The sequence below is a fragment of the Duganella fentianensis genome, assembly GCF_009857835.1.
In the GTDB taxonomy this organism is placed as follows: Bacteria; Pseudomonadota; Gammaproteobacteria; order Burkholderiales; family Burkholderiaceae_D; genus Rugamonas; species Rugamonas fentianensis.
Genome location: NZ_WWCL01000003.1, coordinates 201,353 through 220,631, shown reverse-complemented (window position 1 = coordinate 220,631; position 19,279 = coordinate 201,353). Strand labels below are relative to the sequence as shown.

Below are 19,279 nucleotides of genomic sequence, written 5' to 3'. Positions count from 1 at the left end.
CTTGCGCTAATCAGTGGAAGAACACATAGGCGACGAAAATCGCCGCGATCACGCCGGCCAGATCGGCGATCAGGCCGCAGGAAATGGCGTAGCGGGTCTTGCGTATGCCCACCGAACCGAAATACAGCGCGACGATGTAGAAGGTGGTATCGGCCGAGCCGTTGAATACGCAGGCCAGCCGGCCGACGAAGGAGTCCACGCCATACTGGCGCATGGTGTCTATCATCATGGCCTTGGCGGCGCTGCCGCTCAGGGGCTTCATCAGCGCGGTCGGCAGGGCCGGCACGAAATCGGCGTTGACGCCTAGCTGGGCGAAGATCCAGCCAAAGCCGTCGATGACGAAGTTGAGCACACCGGCATTGCGGATCACGCTGATCGCCACCAGCATCCCCACCAGATAGGGAATCACGGTGATGGAAGTCTGGATGCCGCCTTTGGCCCCTTCGATGAACGCCTCGTACACATTCACCTTGCGCCGCAAGGCGCCGACGATGAAGCCGACGATCACCAGCAGCAGCACCAGATTGCTGAAGACTTTGGACACCAGTTCGATTTCCTGCTTGCTCAGGTAGTGGGTGAAGTACCACACCACGCCCGCAATGGCGGCCGTCATGCCGCCCAGCCAGCCCATCACCACCGTGTTGAACAGGTTGATGCGCTGGCGGATAGACACCGCGATGATGCCCGTGACGGTGGCCACGTAGGTGGCGATCATGCAGGGGATGAAGATGTCGGACGGATCGGCCGCGCCGAGAATGGAGCGCTGCGCCATGATGGCCAGCGGAATCAACGTCAGGCCCGAGGTATGCAGCACCAGAAACATGATCTGCGCATCGGTCGGTTCGTCCTTGTTGGGGTTGAGCGTTTGCAGGCTTTCCATGGCCTTCAGGCCGAACGGTGTGGCGGCATTGTCGAGGCCTAGCAGATTGGCCGAGAAATTCATCACCATGTGGCCGGTGGCCGGATGCTGCGATGGTACGCCGGGGAAGATGCGCGAGAAGAAAGGCGCAATCAGACGCGCCAGCAGATCGATGGCGCCGGCCTTTTCGCCGATGTTCATAATGCCCAGCCATAGCGTCATCACGCCGGCCAGCGGCAGGGCGATGTCCATCACGCCGGTACGGGCCGAATCGAAGGTGCCGTCAATGATGCGCTTGAAGATTTCCGTGTCGCCGGACAGCAGGAACTGCGCCACGGCGGCTATGAAGCCGATCAGGAAAAAGCCGGACCAGATGTAATTGAGCGACATATCGGCAAAAAAGTGGGAAAGACAGGCCAAGTATAGCGGCTGGGAGTGGATATGCTGGTCAAAAAAGTTATAAGCTGCCGCTTTAGTTCGCGGATGTGGGAAAGCGGGTATGTGGAAACGAGTGGTGGTGGCCGGACTGGCTCTGATAGGCATGCTAGGTGCGCCCGCACAGGCGCAGACACAGGAAAAAGTGCCGGAGAAAGTACTGCATGCGTTTCTCAGCACGGGCGAGACGGGGCTGGACCCGGCCGTGGCGTCCGATATTGCCAGTCTGAGTCTGCTGGAAAACCTGTTCGACCCGCTGCTGCGTTACGACTATCTGGCGCGCCCCGTGCAACTGCAACCGAATACGCTGACGGCCATGCCGGAAGTGACGGATCAGGGGCTGACCTATACCTTCCATCTGCGTCAGGATGTGTATTTCACACCTGATCCTGCCTTCAAGGGGCAGCGGCGGCAGGTGACGGCGCAGGATTATGTGTACAGCCTGAAGCGGCTGTACGATCCCGTGCTGAAGTCGCCGTGGCTGTTTCTGCTCGATGGCAAACTGGCTGGCGATGCAGCGCTCAAGCAGCAGTTCAGCTACGAGCGCGAGATCGCCGGTCTGCAGGCGCTGGACCGCTACACTTTGCGCATCCGCCTGACGGCGCCAGACCCGAATTTCCTGTTCTATCTGGCCACGCCTGCCACGGCGGTGGTGGCGCGCGAAGTGATGCAGGCCTATGGCGCGCAGGCGGGCAATCATCCGGTCGGCACGGGGCCGTTCGTGATGGGGCAGTGGAAGCATAGCGACCGCATTACGCTGCTGGCCAACCGCCAGTTCCGTCCTGTCAGCTATCAGGGCCGGCGCGTGCCGCTGCTGGACCGTATCGAACTACGCATCGTCGAGGAATACCAGTCGCGCGTGCTGGGCTTCCTGAATGGTGAATTCGATTTCCTCGAGCAGCTGCCCGAATCGATGAAGGATATGGTGCTGACGGCCGACGCCCAGCCCACGCTGCAGCCGGCGCTGGCGGCGCGCGGCATCGTGCTGTCGCCCTTCCCCGTGCTGCAGACCTACTACATGTGGATGAACATGGAAGACCCACTGATCGGCGGCTACAGCAAGGACAAGCTGGCGCTGCGGCGTGCCATCGCCATGTCCTACAACAGCGCGGAAGATGTGGCGTTGCTGAAGAAGGGGCTGGCCGTGGCGGCGCAGACGCCGCTGCCGCCGAATGTGCGCGGCTATGATCCGGCCTACCGCAGCCCTGTTCCCTACGATCCGGCGCTGGCGCAGGCGCTGCTGGAACGTTATGGCTACCGCAAGGGCGCGGACGGTTTCCGCAACCAGCCGGACGGCAAGCCGCTGACGCTAGTGATGCATAGCGAAGCATCGACAGTGGGACGGCTGCGTGACGAGTTATGGCGCAAGAATCTGAACGCGATCGGTTTGCGCGTGGTGTTCAAGAGCGACAAGAAAACGGAAATCATCAAGGCTTCGCGGCTCGGGTCCGTGATGATGTTCGAGACTAACTGGGTGGCCGATTTCCCCGATGGCGATAACTTCTACCAGCTGCTGTATGGCGCCAACCGTGGCCGCGCCAACTACGCCCGCTTCGACCTGCCCGCCTACAACCAGCGCTACGAAGAAAGCCGCCAGCTTGGCGATACGCCGCGCCGTACGGCACTGTACCGCGATCTGGCCGACATCCTGCATGCCTATACGCCGTGGGTGCTGCTGACCCATCCCGTCTCGGCCGACCTGCAGCAGCCATGGCTGCTGCACTACCGCCGCCACCCGGTGGAACTGACCAACTGGCGTTATCTGGATATTGCGTCGCATTAGGCCTAGCGAGGATCTGTAGGCTTGGTCGGCTGCTTGTTTGTGATGATGAAGCCTATCGGTCGCTTCGTGGTTTCCTTGGTCGTCATCAGGGCGCGCAAAGTTGTGATGATCGCTTTTAGTTCATCGCGGGTATGGCGCTCGAATGTCTCTTGCCTAAGTGTGAGTAGATCGGCGTAGTTTTCCAGTTCGTTCAGGCGTGCAGCCAGTTCCTTGTGTGAAGTGATGATTTCACGCAAGCGGACAAAGGCACGGACTATGTAAATTCCAACCGCGATGGCTTGTGTGGATGCCAGAACATTTGCGGCCTGCATCGCGCCATGTTCCGTAAAAGCATAGGGCAGTACTTTTGAGAATTTCAAGTGCGCGAGGTGGTCGCAATTTGCGACCACCTCCTGCTTCTCGGTATGGCTAAGCTGCCACATAAAGTCCATCGGAAAACGAGCCCGATTGCGTTTGACCTGTTCGTTAAGGCGTTTGGTTGGCACGCCATAAAGCTTCGCAAGATCAGCATCGAGGATGACTCTTTGCTCCCTGATGATGAGGATGCGATGATCAATATCGGGAACTAGTAACTCCGGTGTGCTCATTTTGTCGGCCTTAAGGGAAAATTTTTCGGTGATGTCCGTCAGGTGTGCATTGCGGGTGATCCTGTCGATATTGATCTGTTCAGGGTGTCGGCTTTTTGAGCTTGAATAAGTGCGAAAGTCTTGGAATTAAAAGAGTAAGCGAGATTTTTTCCAAAAAATAATTTGTGCGGCGCACAAATATTGTGGTATAGTTTGTCTGTGGTTGAGGTTTGCAATGCAGACAGTCCCACGCCCGAGGCTAGCGCCGCGGTTCGCTTGGTGTAAGAGCGCATCGCAGCAAATAGAGAGCGCGGGCTTGTAATTCCGGATACGTTGGTCGATTTACACGCTGGAGGCACCTGGCAGATAGTCCTGGGCGTCCATGCAACCGGTTCACTTTGCAGATAGCACTGGATCCGGCACGATTAAAGCATAGGTAATACATTGGAACGAGCCCGCAGCGATGCGGGCTTTTTTTATTCCGGAATGGTTTTTATCTTCATTTCGATAATATTTGAAATATCGAAATGTAAACGCTATCATGGCGTCATGGATACCAAACAAGCATTGTCGGCGCTCGCTTCGCTGGCGCAGGAACACCGGCTGGCCGTTTTTCGCCTGCTGGTGCAGACGGGGCCGGACGGGCTGGCGGCCAGCAAGATCGGCGAACAGCTGGCGCTGGCGCCCTCGTCGCTCTCCTTCCACCTGAAAGAACTCAGCCATGCTGGCCTGATCGCTGCCCGCCAGCAGGGCCGCTTTCTGATTTACACCGCCGATATCGGTGCCATGAATGGCCTGATCGGCTTCCTCACTGAAAACTGCTGCGGCGGCCAGCCCTGCAGCCCCACTTCTTCCAACTGCCAACCTTGAACGTACTGTTTCTCTGCACGGGTAACTCGTGCCGCTCGCTGATTAGCGAAGCCACTTTCAACCATCTGGCACCGGCCGGCTGGCACGCGATCAGCGCCGGTAGCCAGCCCACCGGCGTGCTTAATGCGCAGGCACTGGCGCTGCTGGCCAGCAAAGGCATTGCGACGGATGGCTATTACAGCAAATCGTGGAACGACCTGCCGTTCACGCCCGATATCGTGATTACCGTGTGTGGCAGCGCTGCCGGCGAAACCTGCCCGGCCTATCTGGGCTCGGTGCTGCGCGCCCACTGGGGCGTGGATGACCCTAGCCATGTGGTGGGCACGCAGGCCGAGATCGATGCCGCGTTCGAGCGCGCCTATCGGCTGCTGCGCGGCCGCATCGAAGCGTTTCTGGCGCTGCCGCTGGATCAGCTAGCGACTGACCGCGCGGCGTTCAAGCAGGCGCTGGACCGTATCGGCCAGCTGGAGGCGCAATAATGCTGGCAGCAAGTCTGATTTTTCTGGTCACGATCACGCTGGTGATCTGGCAGCCGCGCGGGCTGAATATCGGCTGGAGCGCCGTTGCCGGGGCCATCGCGGCACTGCTGGCAGGCGTGATACAGGTCAGCGATATCCCTGTGGTGTGGCACATCATCTGGAACGCCACGGCAACCTTTGTCGCCATCATTATCAGCAGCCTGCTGATGGACAAAGCCGGCTTCTTCGAATGGTCGGCACTGCATGTGGCACGCTGGGGCGGTGGTAGCGTCAAGCGCCTGTTTGTCTTGTTTGTGCTGCTGGGCGCGGCCGTGTCGGCGCTGTTCGCCAATGACGGCGCAGCGCTGATCCTCACGCCCATCGTGATTGCCATGCTGCGCGAGCTGAAATTCTCCGGCAAGGCCACGCTGGCTTTCGTGATGGCCGCCGGCTTCATCGCCGATACAGCCAGCCTGCCGCTGGTGGTATCGAATCTGGTGAATATCGTTTCGGCCGATTATTTCAACGTGAGTTTTGCGCGCTATGCCGCCGTGATGGTGCCGGTGAACTTTGTCGCCATCGCCGCTACGCTGGCTGTGCTGCTGTGGTACTTCGGACGTGATCTGCCCAGCACCTACGATGTGCAGCAGATTAAAGATCCCGCTACAGCCATCCATGACCGCGCCACCTTTGTGACCGGCTGGTGGGTTTCGGTGCTGCTGCTGGTCGGCTTCTTCTGGCTGGAAGACCTGGGTGTGCCGATCAGCCTGACGTCGTCCGTGGGCGCGCTGCTGTTGCTGGTGGTAGCCGGACGCGGACACCGCATTTCTACGCGCGAAGTGCTGCGCCACGCGCCATGGCATATCGTGATCTTCTCGCTGGGTATGTACATGGTGGTGTACGGTCTGCGCAATGCCGGTCTGACGGCCTATCTGACGCAGGCGCTGAATGCCTGTGCTGCGTATGGCGTCTGGGGCGCAGCCATGGGCACGGGCGTGCTGACGGCGCTGCTGTCATCGATCATGAATAATCTGCCGACGGTGCTGATCGGCGCACTGTCGATCGACGCCACCACGGCGCAAGGTGCGGTGCGCGAAGCGATGGTGTACGCAAATGTGATCGGCAGCGATCAGGGGCCGAAGATTACGCCTATCGGCAGTCTGGCCACCTTGCTGTGGCTGCACGTGCTGGCGAATAAGGGTGTGCAGATTTCGTGGGGCTATTACTTCCGCGTGGGGATCTGTCTGACCGTGCCCGTGCTGCTGGTGACGCTTGCCGCGCTGGCGCTACGCCTATCCTGAGAGGACGCTATGGAACTACCGAACATCAATCACGATCTGCTGCCGATACCGACGCTGATGCAACTCGAACCGGTGGGGAATTATGACCATCCACCGCGCTTCCTGCTGTTGTATGGTTCGCTGCGCGAGCGCTCGTTCAGCCGTTTTCTGACGGAAGAAGCGGCGCGCATCCTGCAGCATTTCGGCGGCGAAGTAAAAATCTTTGATCCGACCGAACTGCCTATGGTGGGCAGCGTGGACGAAAGCCATCCCAAGGTGCAGGAGCTGCGTGCGCTGTCACAATGGTCGGAAGGTCAGGTGTGGTGCAGCCCGGAACGGCATGGTGCGATTACGGCCGTGATGAAGAATCAGATCGACTGGATACCGCTGGAACAGGGCGCGCTGCGTCCCACGCAGGGACGCACGCTGGCCGTGATGCAGGTATGCGGTGGTTCGCAGTCGTTCAATGTGGTCAACACCATGCGCCTGCTGGGACGCTGGATGCGCATGTTCACCATCCCTAACCAGTCTTCGGTGCCGATGGCCTACAAGGAGTTCGACGATGCAGGCCGTATGCGCCGCTCGGCCTACTACGAGCGCGTAGTCGATGTGATGGAAGAACTGTTCAAGATGACGCTGCTGATGCGCGGCCGCACCGATTTTCTGACCGACCGCTACAGCGAACGCAACGAGCGGGCGGTCAAGGCCATCAACCGCCAGATCGCTCAGCTCTAGAACGGCGCGCTTACAGGGCGCGCGCGATCAGTAGTTTCTGGATATCGCTGGTGCCCTCATAGATCTGGCACACGCGTACATCGCGGTAGATGCGTTCGACGGGGAAGTCGGACACATAGCCATAGCCGCCATGGATCTGGATCGCATCCGAGCAGACCTTCTCGGCCATCTCGGAAGCGAACAGCTTGGCCATGGCCGCTTCTTTCAGGCAGGGCAGACCCGCATCCTTCATCGAGGCGGCATGCTGGATCAGCTGGCGTGCTGCTTCGATCTGGGTGGCCATATCGGACAGGCGGAACTGCACGGCCTGATGTTCGAAGATAGGCTTGCCGAAGCTTTCGCGCTCGCGCGCATAGCTGAGCGCTGCTTCATAGGCCGCGCGCGCCATGCCCACCGCTTGCGAAGCGATGCCGATACGGCCGCCTTCCAGACCGGACAGGGCGATCTTGTAGCCCTGACCTTCTTCACCAATCAGATTCTCGGCCGGAATGCGGCAGTTCTCGAACAGAATCTGCGCCGTATCGGACGAGTGCTGGCCCATTTTCTGTTCCAGTCCTGCGACGATGTAGCCGGGCGTATTGGTCGGCACCCAGAACGCGCTGATGCCCTTCTTGCCGGCCGCTTTATCCGTGACGGCCATGACGATGGCTACGTCGGCATATTTGCCGCTGGTGATGAACTGCTTGGTACCGTTCAGAACATAGTCATTACCATCGCGCGTAGCAGTGGTGCGCAGCGCGGCAGCATCACTACCCGTATGCGGTTCGGTCAGACAGAAAGCGCCCAGCATGTCGCCCTGCGCCAGTGGCCGCAGCCACTGCTGCTTCTGCTGCTCGTTAGCGTACATCATGGCGATGCTGCACACAGGGCAGTTATTGACGGAGATAATGGTCGAGGTGCCGCCGTCGCCGGCAGCTATCTCTTCCAGCACCAGAGCCAGCGACACATAATCCATCCCCGCACCGCCCAGTGCTTCCGGCACGGCCACACCGAAAGCGCCCAGTGCTGCCAGCTCCTTCAGTTCTTCTTTGGGGAAGTGGTGCTCCTTATCCCAGCGGGCGGCGTTGGGGGCCAGACGTTCCTGCGCAAAGCTGCGCAGGGCGTCACGGATCATTTGATGTTCTTCGCTCAGTATCATGGTGTCTCGTCGTTATTGTATAAATGATTTCGGACTGCTCGGTGTCCTTACCAGCCTATGGTTTTGCCATCGTAGTTAAGGTAGAGCGCACTGGTGGTCGCGGGTAGCGCCGCCAGCGTTGCGCGCATGCCTGCCGCGCTCTGTTGCACCGACAGGTCGGCTTCGGCGCCGCCCATATCCGTGCGTACCCAGCCCGGATGGAAGGCCACGCAAGTGGCGCCCTGCGGGCCGAAAGTGTGCGCCGTGTCGATCAGCACGGAGTTCAGTGCTGCCTTGCTGGCGCGGTATAGCGAACCGCCAGGGTTGTTACGCTCGCTCAGGGAACCCATGCGCGAGGACAGCACGGCCAGCTTGCCCTTTACCGCGCAGACTAGCGGCGCGAGGATGGGCAGCAGCCGCATGGCGGCCAGCACATTGGTGTGCATCACGGCGTCGAAATCCGTCTGCATGGGGAAGCCGTCGTGGCGCGGGCCGTACACGCCCGCGTTGAGGAAAGCGACGTCGAGCTCCTCGCCATCGAGCTTCCAGCCCAGCCCTGCTACTGCTTCCACGTTGTTGACGTCCAGCGTGTGCACTTCCGCCCCCATGGCGTGCAGGGCGTTGGTATCTTCCGGCTTGCGGGCCGTGGCGATCACGCGCCAGCCATCGGCCAGATACTGGCGTACCAGTTCCTGACCGATGCCGCGCGAGGCACCGATGATGAGTGCAGTCGCCATGCCTTAGGCCAGTTCGATGGCGATGGCCGTGGCTTCGCCGCCGCCGATGCACAGTGCTGCCACACCCTTCTTGCCGCCGGTGCGTTTCAGTGCGCCGATCAGGGTGACGATGATACGGGCACCGGAAGCGCCGATAGGGTGGCCCAGAGCGCAGGCGCCGCCGTGGATGTTGACTTTCTCGTGCGGGATGTCGAGGTCGCGCATGGCGGCCATAGGCACGGCAGCAAAGGCTTCGTTAATCTCGAACAGGTCGACGTCCTTGCTGGTCCAGCCGGTTTTTTTGTACAGCTTTTCCATCGCGCCGATCGGTGCGGTGGTGAACCAGTTCGGTTCCTGCGCGAAGGTAGCGTGGCCATGGATGGTGGCCAGCACCGTAGCGCCCAGCTGTCTGGCGGTCGAAGCGCGCATCAGCACCAGTGCGGCAGCGCCGTCGTTGATGGACGAGGACGAAGCAGCGGTGATGGTGCCGTCTTTTTTGAAGGCGGCGCGCAGGGTGGGAATCTTGTCGATCTTGGCTTTGAGCGGGCCTTCATCCTTGTCGATTACCACATCGCCAGCGCGGCTGCTGACGGTCACTGGTGCGATCTCCCAGTTGAAATAGCCTTCCTTGGTGGCGATCTGTGCGCGCTTGACGGATTCGATGGCGAAGTTGTCCTGCGCTTCGCGGGTGAATTCGTACTTGGCCGAGCACTCTTCGGCGAAAGTACCCATGGAGCGGCCTTCGCCGGTCTTTTCATTACGCGAGTAGGCGTCTTCCAGACCGTCGTACATCATGTGGTCGAACAGCATACCGTGGCCGATGCGGTAGCCGCCGCGCGCCTTAGGCACCAGATACGGTGCGTTGGTCATGGATTCCATGCCGCCGGCGATCACCACGTCGGCGCTGCCAGCGACCAGCTGGTCGTGCGCGAAGATGGTGGCTTGCATGGCCGAGCCGCACATTTTCGACAGGGTGACAGCGCCGGTGGACATCGGCAGACCTGCTTTCAGCAGGGCCTGACGGGCCGGTGCCTGACCCTGACCGGCCATCAGGCAGTTACCGAAATACACGTGCTCGACCAGTTTGCCGTCGATGCCGGAACGTTCTACGGCTGCCTGAATGGCGACGGCACCCAGATCGTGTGCGCTCTTGCTGCTGAAATCGCCCTGGAAGGCGCCCATAGGGGTACGGGCGGCGCCGACGATAACGATAGGATCATTCATTTTCTAGAGTCTCCATAAATGGCGGTGGGGTCACCGCCGGGGCTGAGGTGTGCTGATTGCAAAAACGGATGTACTGCGGATACGGGAACACGTCTTCGACGATGCCCTGCTGTATGCGCTGCTTGCGGGCCTGCCACCATTCGGGCGTGAGCAGGTCGGCATGGTGTTTCATGAAGTAGTGGCGGATGCGCGGATTACCGAGCAGGAAAGCGCCAAACTGTTCGGGGAACACGTCGGACTTGCCGATCGGGTACCACGGCTCGGAAGCCATTTCTTCTTCTTCCGTGCGGGCCTGCGGAATCGCGCGGAACTGGCAGTCGGTGATGTACTCGATTTCATCGTAATCGTAGAACACCACGCGCTGGTGACGGGTAACGCCGAAGTTCTTGTACAGCATATCGCCGGGGAAGATGTTGGCGGCCACCAGTTCCTTGATGGCGTTGCCGTATTCGACGATGCCGTGTTCGAGCTGGACTTCGTCGTGTTCCTTCTCGGCGTTGCTGAGCCAGATATTCAGCGGCACCATGCGGCGTTCGATGTACAGGTGCTTGATGATGAGCTGCTCGCCATCTTCTTCGACCAGCGAAGGGGCGAAATGTTTGAGCTCGTCCACCAGATCGTCCGTGAAGCGGTGACGCGGGAAGGCCACGTTGGAGTATTCCAGCGTGTCGGCCATGCGGCCCACGCGGTCGTGGTGTTTCACCAGCAGGTATTTTTCCTTGATCAGCGCGCGCGAAGTTTCCTTAGGCGGCGGGAAGAAATCCTTGATCACCTTGAACACATACGGGAAGGACGGCAGTGCAAATACCAGCATCACCAGACCGCGGATACCGGGCGCAATCTCGAACTGGTCGGACGAATGCTTGAGGTGCTGCAGGTAGTCGCGGTAGAACAGCGTCTTGCCCTGCTTCTGCAGACCAAGAATGGTGTAGATCTCGCTGCGCGGTTTGCGCGGCAGCAGCGAGCGCAGGAACTGCACATAGGCCGATGGCACTTCCATATCGACGAGGAAGTAGGCGCGCGTGAACGAGAACAGGATGGTGATCTGTTCGTGATCGAACAGCACCGTATCGAGCACCAGCTGGCCCTGGCGGTTGTGCAGGATGGGCACCACAAACGGGAACTCGCGGTTGCCGTTAATGCCTTTGCCGACGATATAGGCGCCCTTGTTACGGAAGAACAGGCTCGATAGCACCTGGATCTGGTGATTCGGCTCCAGCCTGGCGTTGCCAAAGATGGATTTCAGGCGCGCTTCCACCAGGTCGATATCGCGATTCAGATCGGCGAATTCGGCATTGAGCTGGAAGTTGGTGACGATGCGCTTGAGCGTGTAGTGCAGCCCGTCCGTGGCGGGATAGTACACACGGTAGGTAGGCGCAATTTCTTCCGTCTCGATGTATTCGGTCGAGACGACGGGTCGGACGAAAATGAATTCGTTGTGGAAGTAGCTGCGGTGCAGGATGTTGCAGCAGACCGAGTTGAAGAAACTCTCGGCCAGCTCCGGCTGCTTGTGGTCGGACAGCATACCGATGAAGTGCAGCTTCAGCTCGCGCCACACTTCATCCGTCAGTTCGGTCTGCTCGTATTCGTCTTCCAGCATCTGCACGCATTCCTGCACGCGCTTGTCGTAGAAGCCGATGCGCTCGCGCGCTGCGGTCTGCGCCTCGCCCCACGCACCCTGCTCGAAATGCAGCTTGGCCTGCTGGCTGGTCTGGCGGAACAGGCGGTAGTGCTTGTCGAAACCGTCGCGGATAGTGCGGGCAATATCGAAAGCGATCTGCGAGCGCAGCAGCTTGGGAAATGCAGCCTGGGTCATAGTGAACCTTTATGTGCGTGTTCTAGTGTGCCGTCCCAGCTCACGCACATATCCTGCTTACTTGGTTTCTGCGAACAGTTCGCGACCAATCAGCATGCGGCGGATTTCGCTGGTGCCGGCGCCGATTTCATACAATTTGGCGTCGCGCCACAGGCGGCCGACCGGATACTCGTTGATGTAGCCGTTGCCGCCCAGCGTCTGGATCGCCTCGCCGGCCATCCAGGTTGCTTTCTCTGCGCTATACAAAATGGCTCCCGCTGCATCTTTACGCAGTTGGCGGACTGCTTCCGGGGTTTTGGCCCGGTCGCAAGCCTGACCGACAGCGTACACATAAGCTTTGCACGCCATCATGGTCGAGTACATATCTGCAATCTTACCCTGCATCAGCTGGAATTCGCCGATAGGCTGACCAAATTGCTGACGATCGTGGATGTATGGCACCACACTATCCATGCAGGCCTGCATGATACCGAGCGGGCCGCCGGACAGCACGGTACGCTCGAAATCGAGGCCGGACATCAGCACGTTGACGCCCTTGCCCACTTCGCCCAGTACGTTTTCCAGTGGTACGACACAATCTTCGAACACCAGTTCGCCCGTGTGCGAACCGCGCATGCCCAGCTTGTCCAGTTTCTGGGCGATCGAGAAGCCTTTATAGCCTTTTTCGATCAGGAAAGCCGTCATGCCGCGCGGGCCGGCCGCCAGATCGGTCTTGGCGTAGACCACCAGCACATCGGCGTCGGGGCCATTGGTGATCCACATTTTCGAGCCGTTCAGCACATAGTGATCGCCCTTCAGGTCGGCACGCAACTTCATCGACACGACGTCGGAACCGGCATTCGGTTCGGACATGGCCAGGGCGCCGATGTATTCGCCCGAAATCAGTTTCGGCAGGTATTTCTGTTTCTGCGCTTCGTTACCGTTGCGCTTGATCTGGTTCACGCACAGATTCGAGTGGGCGCCATACGACAGGCCCACCGAGGCGGAAGCGCGGGAAATTTCTTCCATGGCGATGATGTGGGCCAGATAGCCCATGTTGGCGCCGCCGTATTCTTCGCCGACAGTAATGCCGAGTACGCCCAGATCGCCCATCTTGCGCCACAGGTCCATGGGGAACTGGTCGCTGCGGTCGATTTCGGCAGCACGAGGCGCGATTTCGGCGGCAGCAAACTGCTGCACTGCTTCGCGCAGGGCGGCGATATCTTCGCCGTGGTCAAAGGTCAGGCCGGGCAGATGGAGCATGTCATCCTCATTCTTCTGGTGTATTGGAACGGCACATGATACGCTGATGTGACGTTTACGTAAACGTAACTTGCCTGTTTTCTGTGCAGGTCACTCGGGTTTGGCGGCCTGCGTGCCGACCGCGGCCAGCAGACGTTGGCATTCGTCTTCGTGGGCGGTGATTTCGGCCAGCGACATTTCGATGTCTTCGCGCTGCTGTTCCAGCGTTTCGCGGTGCTGGGCCAGCACGCCGAGGAAGCGGTGCATCTGGGCGGCCGTATCTTTCGGGGTTTCGTACATGTCCACCAGACTCTTGATTTCCGAGAGCGACAGGCCGAGACGTTTGCCGCGCAGCGTCAGTTTCAAACGGGTGCGGTCGCGCGGCGTGTAGACGCGGTTGCGCCCGCCAGCGCCTTCGCGCGAGGGGCTCAGCAAGCCCTGATCTTCGTAGAAGCGGATGGCGCGCGCGGTAATATCGAATTCGCGGGCCAGTTCGGTAATGGTGTAGGTAGGCATTGGTCCTGTGCGCTAGAGTCTGAACTATCCGTCGAGGTCTTGACGGTTGTTTCCGTTTACGTCAACGTCAATCCCATTGTAGCCTGAACTGCGAGTCTAGGAGAAAAATTGAGCACTACTGCCGAACGCGATGCCCTTGCCGCCGCACTGACCTATCCGCAGGGTGACACTTTGCCGGCCAGCGGCGCCGTGCACTGGCTGGCGCCGGGTGTGGGCTGGCTGCGCATGCCGCTGCCGTTTGCGCTCGACCATATCAACCTGTGGCTGCTGCGCGATGGCGAGGGCTGGACCATCGTCGATAGCGGTGTCGCCATCCAGGCCAGCAAGGATGCGTGGGAGCAGATTTTTGCCCATGAACTGCAAGGCTTGCCCGTGCGGCGTGTGCTGGCCACCCATTGCCATCCCGACCATATCGGGCTGGCCGACTGGCTGTGCCAGCGCTGGCAGGTAGCGCTGTGGACCAGTGCCGGCGAATATGCGTTTGCCCGCATGATGTCGGCAGCTTTGCCCGGAGTTGATAATGCGGCTGCCGTGGCGCATTTTCAGCGCCATGGTCTGCGCGATCCCGTGCTGCTCGAGCAGATGAGCGCACGCAAGAACTACTATCCCTCGCTGGTACCGTCCGTTCCGGCCAGTTACACCCGTTTGCAGGACGGCCAGTTACTGACGGTCGGCGAGCGGGTCTGGCAGGTGGTATGCGGCTATGGCCACTCGCCCGAGCATGTGGCCCTATATTGTGAAAAAGATAAATTATTGATTGCCGGCGATATGGTGCTGCCGCGCATTTCCACCAATGTTTCCGTGTTTGCCATCGAACCGGAAGCCAATCCGCTCACGCGCTATCTTGAATCTTTGGATAAATTTGCCAAATGGCCAAATGATGTATTGGTCTTGCCCTCTCATGGAAAGCCATTCCAAGGGTTGCATCAGCGCATTATTCAGCTGCGCGAACACCATCGCGACCGGCTGGCCGAGGTACTGCAGGCCTGCCAGAGCGCGCAGTCGGCAGCCAGCATCGTGCCACTGATGTTCCGCCGTGCGCTGGATGCTCACCAGCTGAGCTTCGCTTTAGGGGAAGCCTTAGCCCACCTGCATGCCTTGTGGTACGACGGGGTGCTGCGGCGCTCCGTTGCAGCGGACGGTAGCGTGCTATTCCAGCGCGTGGATGCCTAGTGTGGCGTAGTCACTAGCAGATGAAAATTCTTAGCGAATAATTTCTGGTTTTAAACTAAAATAGACCAAGAGCCGATGTTTCTGTGGGAAAACATAAACCGAATTTTCTTCAGTTGGAGGATTTGGTGTTGAAGTGGTATTAGATCGGCCAAGTGTGTCGCTTAAATTCGCAGGATGTCACAAATTGGCCGATAGTGCCAGAGACTGACTTTCATGCCGCAACATGAAATAGTGCCGATATGAATTCCTCAAATGAACGCGAAAGCTTTAGCCAGCGCCTCCAGCAGGCGCTGAAAAATGCCCATTACTCCCCCGACAGCCCGACCCGGCTCGCTCGGGAATTCAATATCCGTTTCGATGGCCGCCCCATCACCGTCCACGCCGCCCGTAAATGGCTGGTTGGTGAAGCCATACCGACGCAGGAAAAGTTGCGCATGATCGCCCAGTGGCTGGGCGTGCCGGCCGACTGGCTGCGTTTTGGCGGCGCCGAAAGCGATACTCCGCAGGGAGATAGCGCTAACGGTCTGTCCCGTTTCGAGTCGGCAGACGTCAAATTAATCGCGGATTTACAACGTCTGGATGAACATCATCGCCAGATTGCACGTGAATTTATCCGCATGCTGGTACGGGTTAACTACCAAAAGTAGCAAAAATCCGTAGTAGTACGGAGATAAATTAACCGTTTGTGACTATTGGATGGTTTGTTCTCTGGTGAAACTAGTTTCACTGGTCGACCAGTTTTTGTTCGGAACCGGCGCCCGTATGGGCGCCTTTTTTATTTTGTGAACTTCTGCGCAATGTCATGGTTTCGACATGGTTTTGAGGTACAGTGAGGTGTGCAGTCCGAGCTGCCTATTCAGCAACTGCACGCAACAACTTCGCATCCACCTTATTCCGGGAGTTACGGTTTTGAGCCATCCGATGAATAGCAATTATAGCAATGTTGCGCAGTTGAAGGATCTGATGACCGCTCCGCCCATGACGGCGGCCCAGCATGCGGAAGTGATGCGCAAGCGCATCGCTCATCGACGTATGGTGGAAGAGGCACGCGAGCTGAAACGGCTCAGCGGCCAGTCTTACGACCAGCGCTAGCCGCCTAGCTGGCGTCAGTGCCGGTGCTGCCGGCCTGCATGCCTTGCCAGCGCGGTGCGAGGCCGTGTTCGATCTGGAACAGGTCGAGCACGCGGGCCACTGTGTGGTCCACCATTTCAGCAATACTGGCGGGCTGGTGGTAGAAGCTGGGCAGCGGCGGGAAGATAATCCCGCCCATTTCCGTGACGGCCGTCATATTGCGCAGGTGCGCCAGATTGAACGGCGTTTCGCGCACCATCAGTACCAGTCGGCGACGCTCCTTGAGCACCACATCGGCCGCACGGGCAATCAGGTTATCGGATAAGCCATGGGCCACGGAGGCCAGGGTTTTCATCGAGCAGGGGGCGATGATCATGCCATCGGACTGGAAGGAGCCGCTGGCGACGCTGGCGCCCACGTCGCGCACCTTGTGCACCACATGGGCCAGCGCTTCCACCTCGCGCTTCTGCAGGCCGGTTTCCTGATGCAAAGTCAGGATGGCTGCGTCGGACAGAATCAGGTGGCTTTCGATGCCGGGGGCATCGCGTAAAAACTGCAGCAGACGCAAGCCATACACGGCGCCCGTGGCGCCGGTGATGGCGACGACGATCCGCCGCGGACGATCAGGCATTCAGCAGGGCTTTCAGCTCGCCCGATTCGAACATTTCATTCATGATGTCCGAGCCACCGATGAATTCGCCGTTGATGTACAGCTGAGGAATGGTCGGCCAGTTCGAATAGTCCTTGATGCCCTGACGCACTTCCGGATCGTCCAGCACGTTGACGGTGGCAATGTTTTCAATGCCGCAAGCTTTCAGGATCTGGATGGCACGGCCGGAAAAGCCGCATTGCGGGAACTGGGCAGTGCCCTTCATGAACAGCACCACTTTGGTGTTGGTCACAGTGTCTTTGATCCAGGTTTGTACGTCGTCGCTCATGGCTACCTCAGTGTAAAGATGTATTGAATCTCGATATTTTATAAGAAAATTCCCAAGACCGTATTTTGGGTCAGGAGCGCAGTTTGGCGAAGGCTGCTGCCATGCTGCCACCCAGCGGTTCGGCCTTGGCGCTCTGCTTGCTGTGCTGGCCCATGCTGCGGCGGTCGTTGCGGTCGGCACGCTGCTGCGGATTGCTGCCGGCCACGGGCGCGCTGTCGCTCAAACGCATGGTCAGGGCAATACGCTTGCGCTTGGCATCAACTTCCAGCACTTTCACTTTCACTACCTGTCCTGCCTTGACTACGGTATGCGGGTCTTTGACGTAGGTATTCGACAGGGCCGAGATGTGCACCAGGCCATCCTGATGCACGCCGATATCGACAAACGCGCCAAAGGCCGCTACGTTGGTGACCACGCCTTCGAGGATCATGTCGGGCCGCAGGTCGCTGATTTCTTCCACGCCATCCTTGAACGTGGCCGTGGTGAATTCGGGGCGCGGGTCACGTCCCGGTTTTTCCAGCTCTTTCAGAATATCGCTGATGGTGGGCACACCGAACTGTTCGTCGGCATATTTGGCCGGCTGCAGGGTTTTGATCAGGCTGGTCTCGCCGATCACGGCCTTGATGTCCTTGTTTATGTCGCGCAGGATTTTTTCCACCAGCGGGTAGGATTCCGGGTGCACGGCCGAAGCGTCGAGCGGGTTCTCGCCGCCCATCACGCGCAGGAAGCCGGCCGCCTGTTCGAAAGTCTTGTCGCCCAGCCGCGGTACGGCTTTCAGCGCGGCGCGGTTGGGGAAGGCGCCCTTGCTATCACGGTAGTTGACGATGGCTTGCGCCACCGAAGCGGACAGGCCGGACACGCGCGTCAGCAGCGGCACGGAAGCCGTGTTGACGTCGACGCCGACGGCATTCACGCAGTCTTCCACTACGGCATCGAGGCTGCGTGCCAGCTGGGTTTGCGATACATCATGCTGGTACTGGCCCACGCCGATCGATTTCGGATCGATTTTTACCAGTTCGGCCAGCGGGTCCTGCAGGCGGCGCGCAATCGACACGGAGCCGCGCAGCGACACGTCCATGTCCGGCAGTTCGCGCGAGGCGAATTCCGAAGCCGAGTACACCGAGGCGCCCGCTTCGGACACGACGATCTTGTTCATTTTCGGTTCCGGATACAGCTTGATCAGTTCCTGCGCCAGCTTGTCCGTCTCGCGCGAAGCGGTGCCGTTACCGATGGAAATCAAGGAGACTTTGTGCTTGGTGGCCAGCTGGCCCAGCGTGTGCAGCGCGCCATGCCAGTCGTTCTTGGGCTGGTGCGGGTAGATCACGGCGGTATCCACCACCTTGCCGGTGGCATCGACCACAGCCACTTTGACGCCCGTACGCAGGCCCGGGTCCAGTCCCATGGTGGCACGCTGGCCAGCTGGTGCGGCCAGCAGCAGGGCTTTCAAGTTGGTGGCGAACACATTGATGGCCGACAGTTCGGCCGCTTCGCGCAGCGCGCCCATCAGTTCCGTTTCCAGATGCATGAAGCTCTTCACGCGCCAGGTCCAGCGCGCCGTGTCGCACAGCCATTTGTCGGCCGGACGGCCCGCCTGCCTGATGCCGAAACGGGCTGCGATGCGGCTTTCGCACGGGTTATGCGGGGCATCCCATTTCGGTTTTTCCGGTTCGGAATCGAGTCGCAGGGTGACGTCCAGCATGCCTTCGCGGCGGCCGCGCAGCAAAGCCAGCGCACGGTGGGACGGTATGCTGCTGAGGTTTTCCGTGTAATCGAAGTAGTCGGCGAATTTTTCGCCTTCTTCCTGTTTGCCTTCCACGACTTTGGATTCAACAATGCCGTGTTCCTGCACGTATTCGCGCAAGGATTGCAGCAGGGTGGCGTCTTCGGCAAAGCGTTCCATCAGGATCTGGCGGGCGCCGTCGAGCGCAGCCTTGTTGTCGGCCACGCCGGGGTTGTTGCCATCGGCCGATTCGAACGGGGCGCGCAAATATTTGCCCGCTTCCGTTTCCGGATCCAGTGCGGGATTGCCCAGCAGGCTTTCGGCCAGCGGTGCCAGTCCTGCCTCGATGGCGATCTGGGCTTTGGTGCGGCGTTTCGGCTTGTAAGGCAGGTAAAGGTCTTCCAGCCGGGTCTTGTCTTCGGCGTGCAGGACGGCATCGAGCAGCTCCGGCGTCATCTTGTTCTGCTCGGTAATCGAGGCAATGATGGCGGCGCGGCGCTCTTCCAGCTCGCGCAGATAGCGCAGCCGTTCTTCCAGCAGACGCAGCTGGGTATCGTCCAGCCCGCCCGTCACTTCCTTACGGTAGCGGGCAATAAACGGCACGGTAGCGCCTTCGTCGAGCAGGGTGACGGCGGCGGCAACCTGGGGGGCTTTGCAGTTGAGTTCAGTGGCAAGACGTTGTTCGATGGTAGGCAGCATGGACGGTATTCCTCAGCAATCAAGCTCGGAATGATACGCAATCGGCGCGAATCTGCCAGTCTTGACAGCCCGTGGCGTCTGT

General features: G+C 59.5%; 19 protein-coding genes. 8 read left to right on the top strand and 11 right to left on the bottom strand.

The window, feature by feature from the left end:
- Positions 1 to 10: 10 nt before the first annotated feature.
- Positions 11 to 1,249, bottom strand: a complete 1,239-nt coding sequence (locus GTP23_RS14030) for a spore maturation protein (RefSeq protein ID WP_161036213.1) — start codon at positions 1,247 to 1,249, stop codon at positions 11 to 13.
- Positions 1,250 to 1,358: 109 nt separating this feature from the next.
- Here GTP23_RS14030 and GTP23_RS14025 point away from each other — a divergent pair, with 109 nt between their 5' ends.
- Positions 1,359 to 3,077 carry an ABC transporter substrate-binding protein gene (locus GTP23_RS14025; protein WP_161035755.1) on the top strand — a complete coding sequence of 573 codons (1,719 nt, stop codon included), beginning with the start codon at positions 1,359 to 1,361 and terminating at the stop codon, positions 3,075 to 3,077.
- 2 nt (positions 3,078 to 3,079) lie between these two features.
- Here the strand turns inward: GTP23_RS14025 and GTP23_RS14020 are convergent, their stop codons facing one another.
- On the bottom strand, positions 3,080 to 3,664 hold the full coding sequence (locus tag GTP23_RS14020; protein ID WP_161035754.1) for an ORF6N domain-containing protein: 585 nt from the start codon (positions 3,662 to 3,664) through the stop codon (positions 3,080 to 3,082).
- Positions 3,665 to 4,192: 528 nt separating this feature from the next.
- Here GTP23_RS14020 and GTP23_RS14015 point away from each other — a divergent pair.
- From GTP23_RS14015 to arsH, 4 genes are read left to right on the top strand one after another with little or no spacing between them, the layout of a single operon-like run.
- A complete protein-coding gene (locus GTP23_RS14015) occupies positions 4,193 to 4,513 on the top strand; it encodes an ArsR/SmtB family transcription factor (protein ID WP_161035753.1) in 321 nt (106 codons plus the stop codon).
- Positions 4,510 to 4,992 carry an arsenate reductase ArsC gene (locus GTP23_RS14010; RefSeq protein ID WP_161035752.1) on the top strand — a complete coding sequence of 161 codons (483 nt, stop codon included), beginning with the start codon at positions 4,510 to 4,512 and terminating at the stop codon, positions 4,990 to 4,992. Before GTP23_RS14015 ends, GTP23_RS14010 begins: the two co-directional genes overlap by 4 nt.
- Complete coding sequence (locus tag GTP23_RS14005) at positions 4,992 to 6,272, top strand: arsenic transporter (RefSeq protein ID WP_161035751.1); 1,281 nt, start codon at positions 4,992 to 4,994, stop codon at positions 6,270 to 6,272. Before GTP23_RS14010 ends, GTP23_RS14005 begins: the two co-directional genes overlap by 1 nt.
- Before the next feature lie 9 nt (positions 6,273 to 6,281).
- Positions 6,282 to 6,986, top strand: coding sequence for an arsenical resistance protein ArsH (gene arsH, locus GTP23_RS14000; protein WP_161035750.1), 705 nt, complete (start codon positions 6,282 to 6,284; stop codon positions 6,984 to 6,986).
- Positions 6,987 to 6,996: 10 nt separating this feature from the next.
- On the opposite strand, the gene GTP23_RS13995 is transcribed toward arsH, so the two are convergent.
- The 6 genes from GTP23_RS13995 to GTP23_RS13970 all read right to left on the bottom strand — a co-directional run bounded on the left by GTP23_RS13995 (position 6,997) and on the right by GTP23_RS13970 (position 13,596).
- On the bottom strand, positions 6,997 to 8,124 hold the full coding sequence (locus GTP23_RS13995) for an acyl-CoA dehydrogenase family protein (RefSeq protein WP_161035749.1): 1,128 nt from the start codon (positions 8,122 to 8,124) through the stop codon (positions 6,997 to 6,999).
- A 47-nt stretch (positions 8,125 to 8,171) separates the two neighbouring features.
- On the bottom strand, positions 8,172 to 8,840 hold the full coding sequence (locus GTP23_RS13990; RefSeq protein ID WP_161035748.1) for an SDR family oxidoreductase: 669 nt from the start codon (positions 8,838 to 8,840) through the stop codon (positions 8,172 to 8,174).
- Between the two features lie 3 nt (positions 8,841 to 8,843).
- Positions 8,844 to 10,043: an acetyl-CoA C-acyltransferase gene (locus GTP23_RS13985; protein WP_161035747.1), complete on the bottom strand. Its 1,200-nt coding sequence runs from the start codon at positions 10,041 to 10,043 to the stop codon at positions 8,844 to 8,846.
- The gene (aceK, locus tag GTP23_RS13980; RefSeq protein ID WP_161035746.1) at positions 10,036 to 11,859 is read right to left on the bottom strand and encodes a bifunctional isocitrate dehydrogenase kinase/phosphatase; all 1,824 of its coding nucleotides are present in this window, start codon (positions 11,857 to 11,859) and stop codon (positions 10,036 to 10,038) included. Before aceK ends, GTP23_RS13985 begins: the two co-directional genes overlap by 8 nt.
- A 57-nt stretch (positions 11,860 to 11,916) precedes the next feature.
- On the bottom strand, positions 11,917 to 13,101 hold the full coding sequence (locus GTP23_RS13975; protein WP_161035745.1) for an isovaleryl-CoA dehydrogenase: 1,185 nt from the start codon (positions 13,099 to 13,101) through the stop codon (positions 11,917 to 11,919).
- 90 nt (positions 13,102 to 13,191) lie between these two features.
- A complete protein-coding gene (locus GTP23_RS13970) occupies positions 13,192 to 13,596 on the bottom strand; it encodes a MerR family transcriptional regulator (RefSeq protein ID WP_161035744.1) in 405 nt (134 codons plus the stop codon).
- A gap of 108 nt (positions 13,597 to 13,704) precedes the next feature.
- On the opposite strand from GTP23_RS13970, the gene GTP23_RS13965 reads away from it, so the two are divergent.
- From GTP23_RS13965 to GTP23_RS22610, 3 genes are all read left to right on the top strand, one after another.
- Positions 13,705 to 14,769: an MBL fold metallo-hydrolase gene (locus GTP23_RS13965; RefSeq protein WP_161035743.1), complete on the top strand. Its 1,065-nt coding sequence runs from the start codon at positions 13,705 to 13,707 to the stop codon at positions 14,767 to 14,769.
- A gap of 239 nt (positions 14,770 to 15,008) precedes the next feature.
- A complete protein-coding gene (locus tag GTP23_RS13960; RefSeq protein ID WP_161035742.1) occupies positions 15,009 to 15,416 on the top strand; it encodes a hypothetical protein in 408 nt (135 codons plus the stop codon).
- 274 nt (positions 15,417 to 15,690) lie between these two features.
- On the top strand, positions 15,691 to 15,861 hold the full coding sequence (locus tag GTP23_RS22610) for a hypothetical protein (protein WP_196308786.1): 171 nt from the start codon (positions 15,691 to 15,693) through the stop codon (positions 15,859 to 15,861).
- Positions 15,862 to 15,865: 4 nt separating this feature from the next.
- Here GTP23_RS22610 and GTP23_RS13955 read toward each other — a convergent pair whose 3' ends face one another.
- From GTP23_RS13955 to GTP23_RS13945, 3 genes are all read right to left on the bottom strand, one after another.
- Complete coding sequence (locus GTP23_RS13955; protein ID WP_161035741.1) at positions 15,866 to 16,471, bottom strand: UbiX family flavin prenyltransferase; 606 nt, start codon at positions 16,469 to 16,471, stop codon at positions 15,866 to 15,868.
- A complete protein-coding gene (gene grxD, locus GTP23_RS13950; RefSeq protein ID WP_155435723.1) occupies positions 16,464 to 16,778 on the bottom strand; it encodes a Grx4 family monothiol glutaredoxin in 315 nt (104 codons plus the stop codon). Before grxD ends, GTP23_RS13955 begins: the two co-directional genes overlap by 8 nt.
- Positions 16,779 to 16,848: 70 nt before the next feature.
- Positions 16,849 to 19,197: a Tex family protein gene (locus GTP23_RS13945; protein ID WP_161035740.1), complete on the bottom strand. Its 2,349-nt coding sequence runs from the start codon at positions 19,195 to 19,197 to the stop codon at positions 16,849 to 16,851.
- Positions 19,198 to 19,279: the final 82 nt, after the last annotated feature.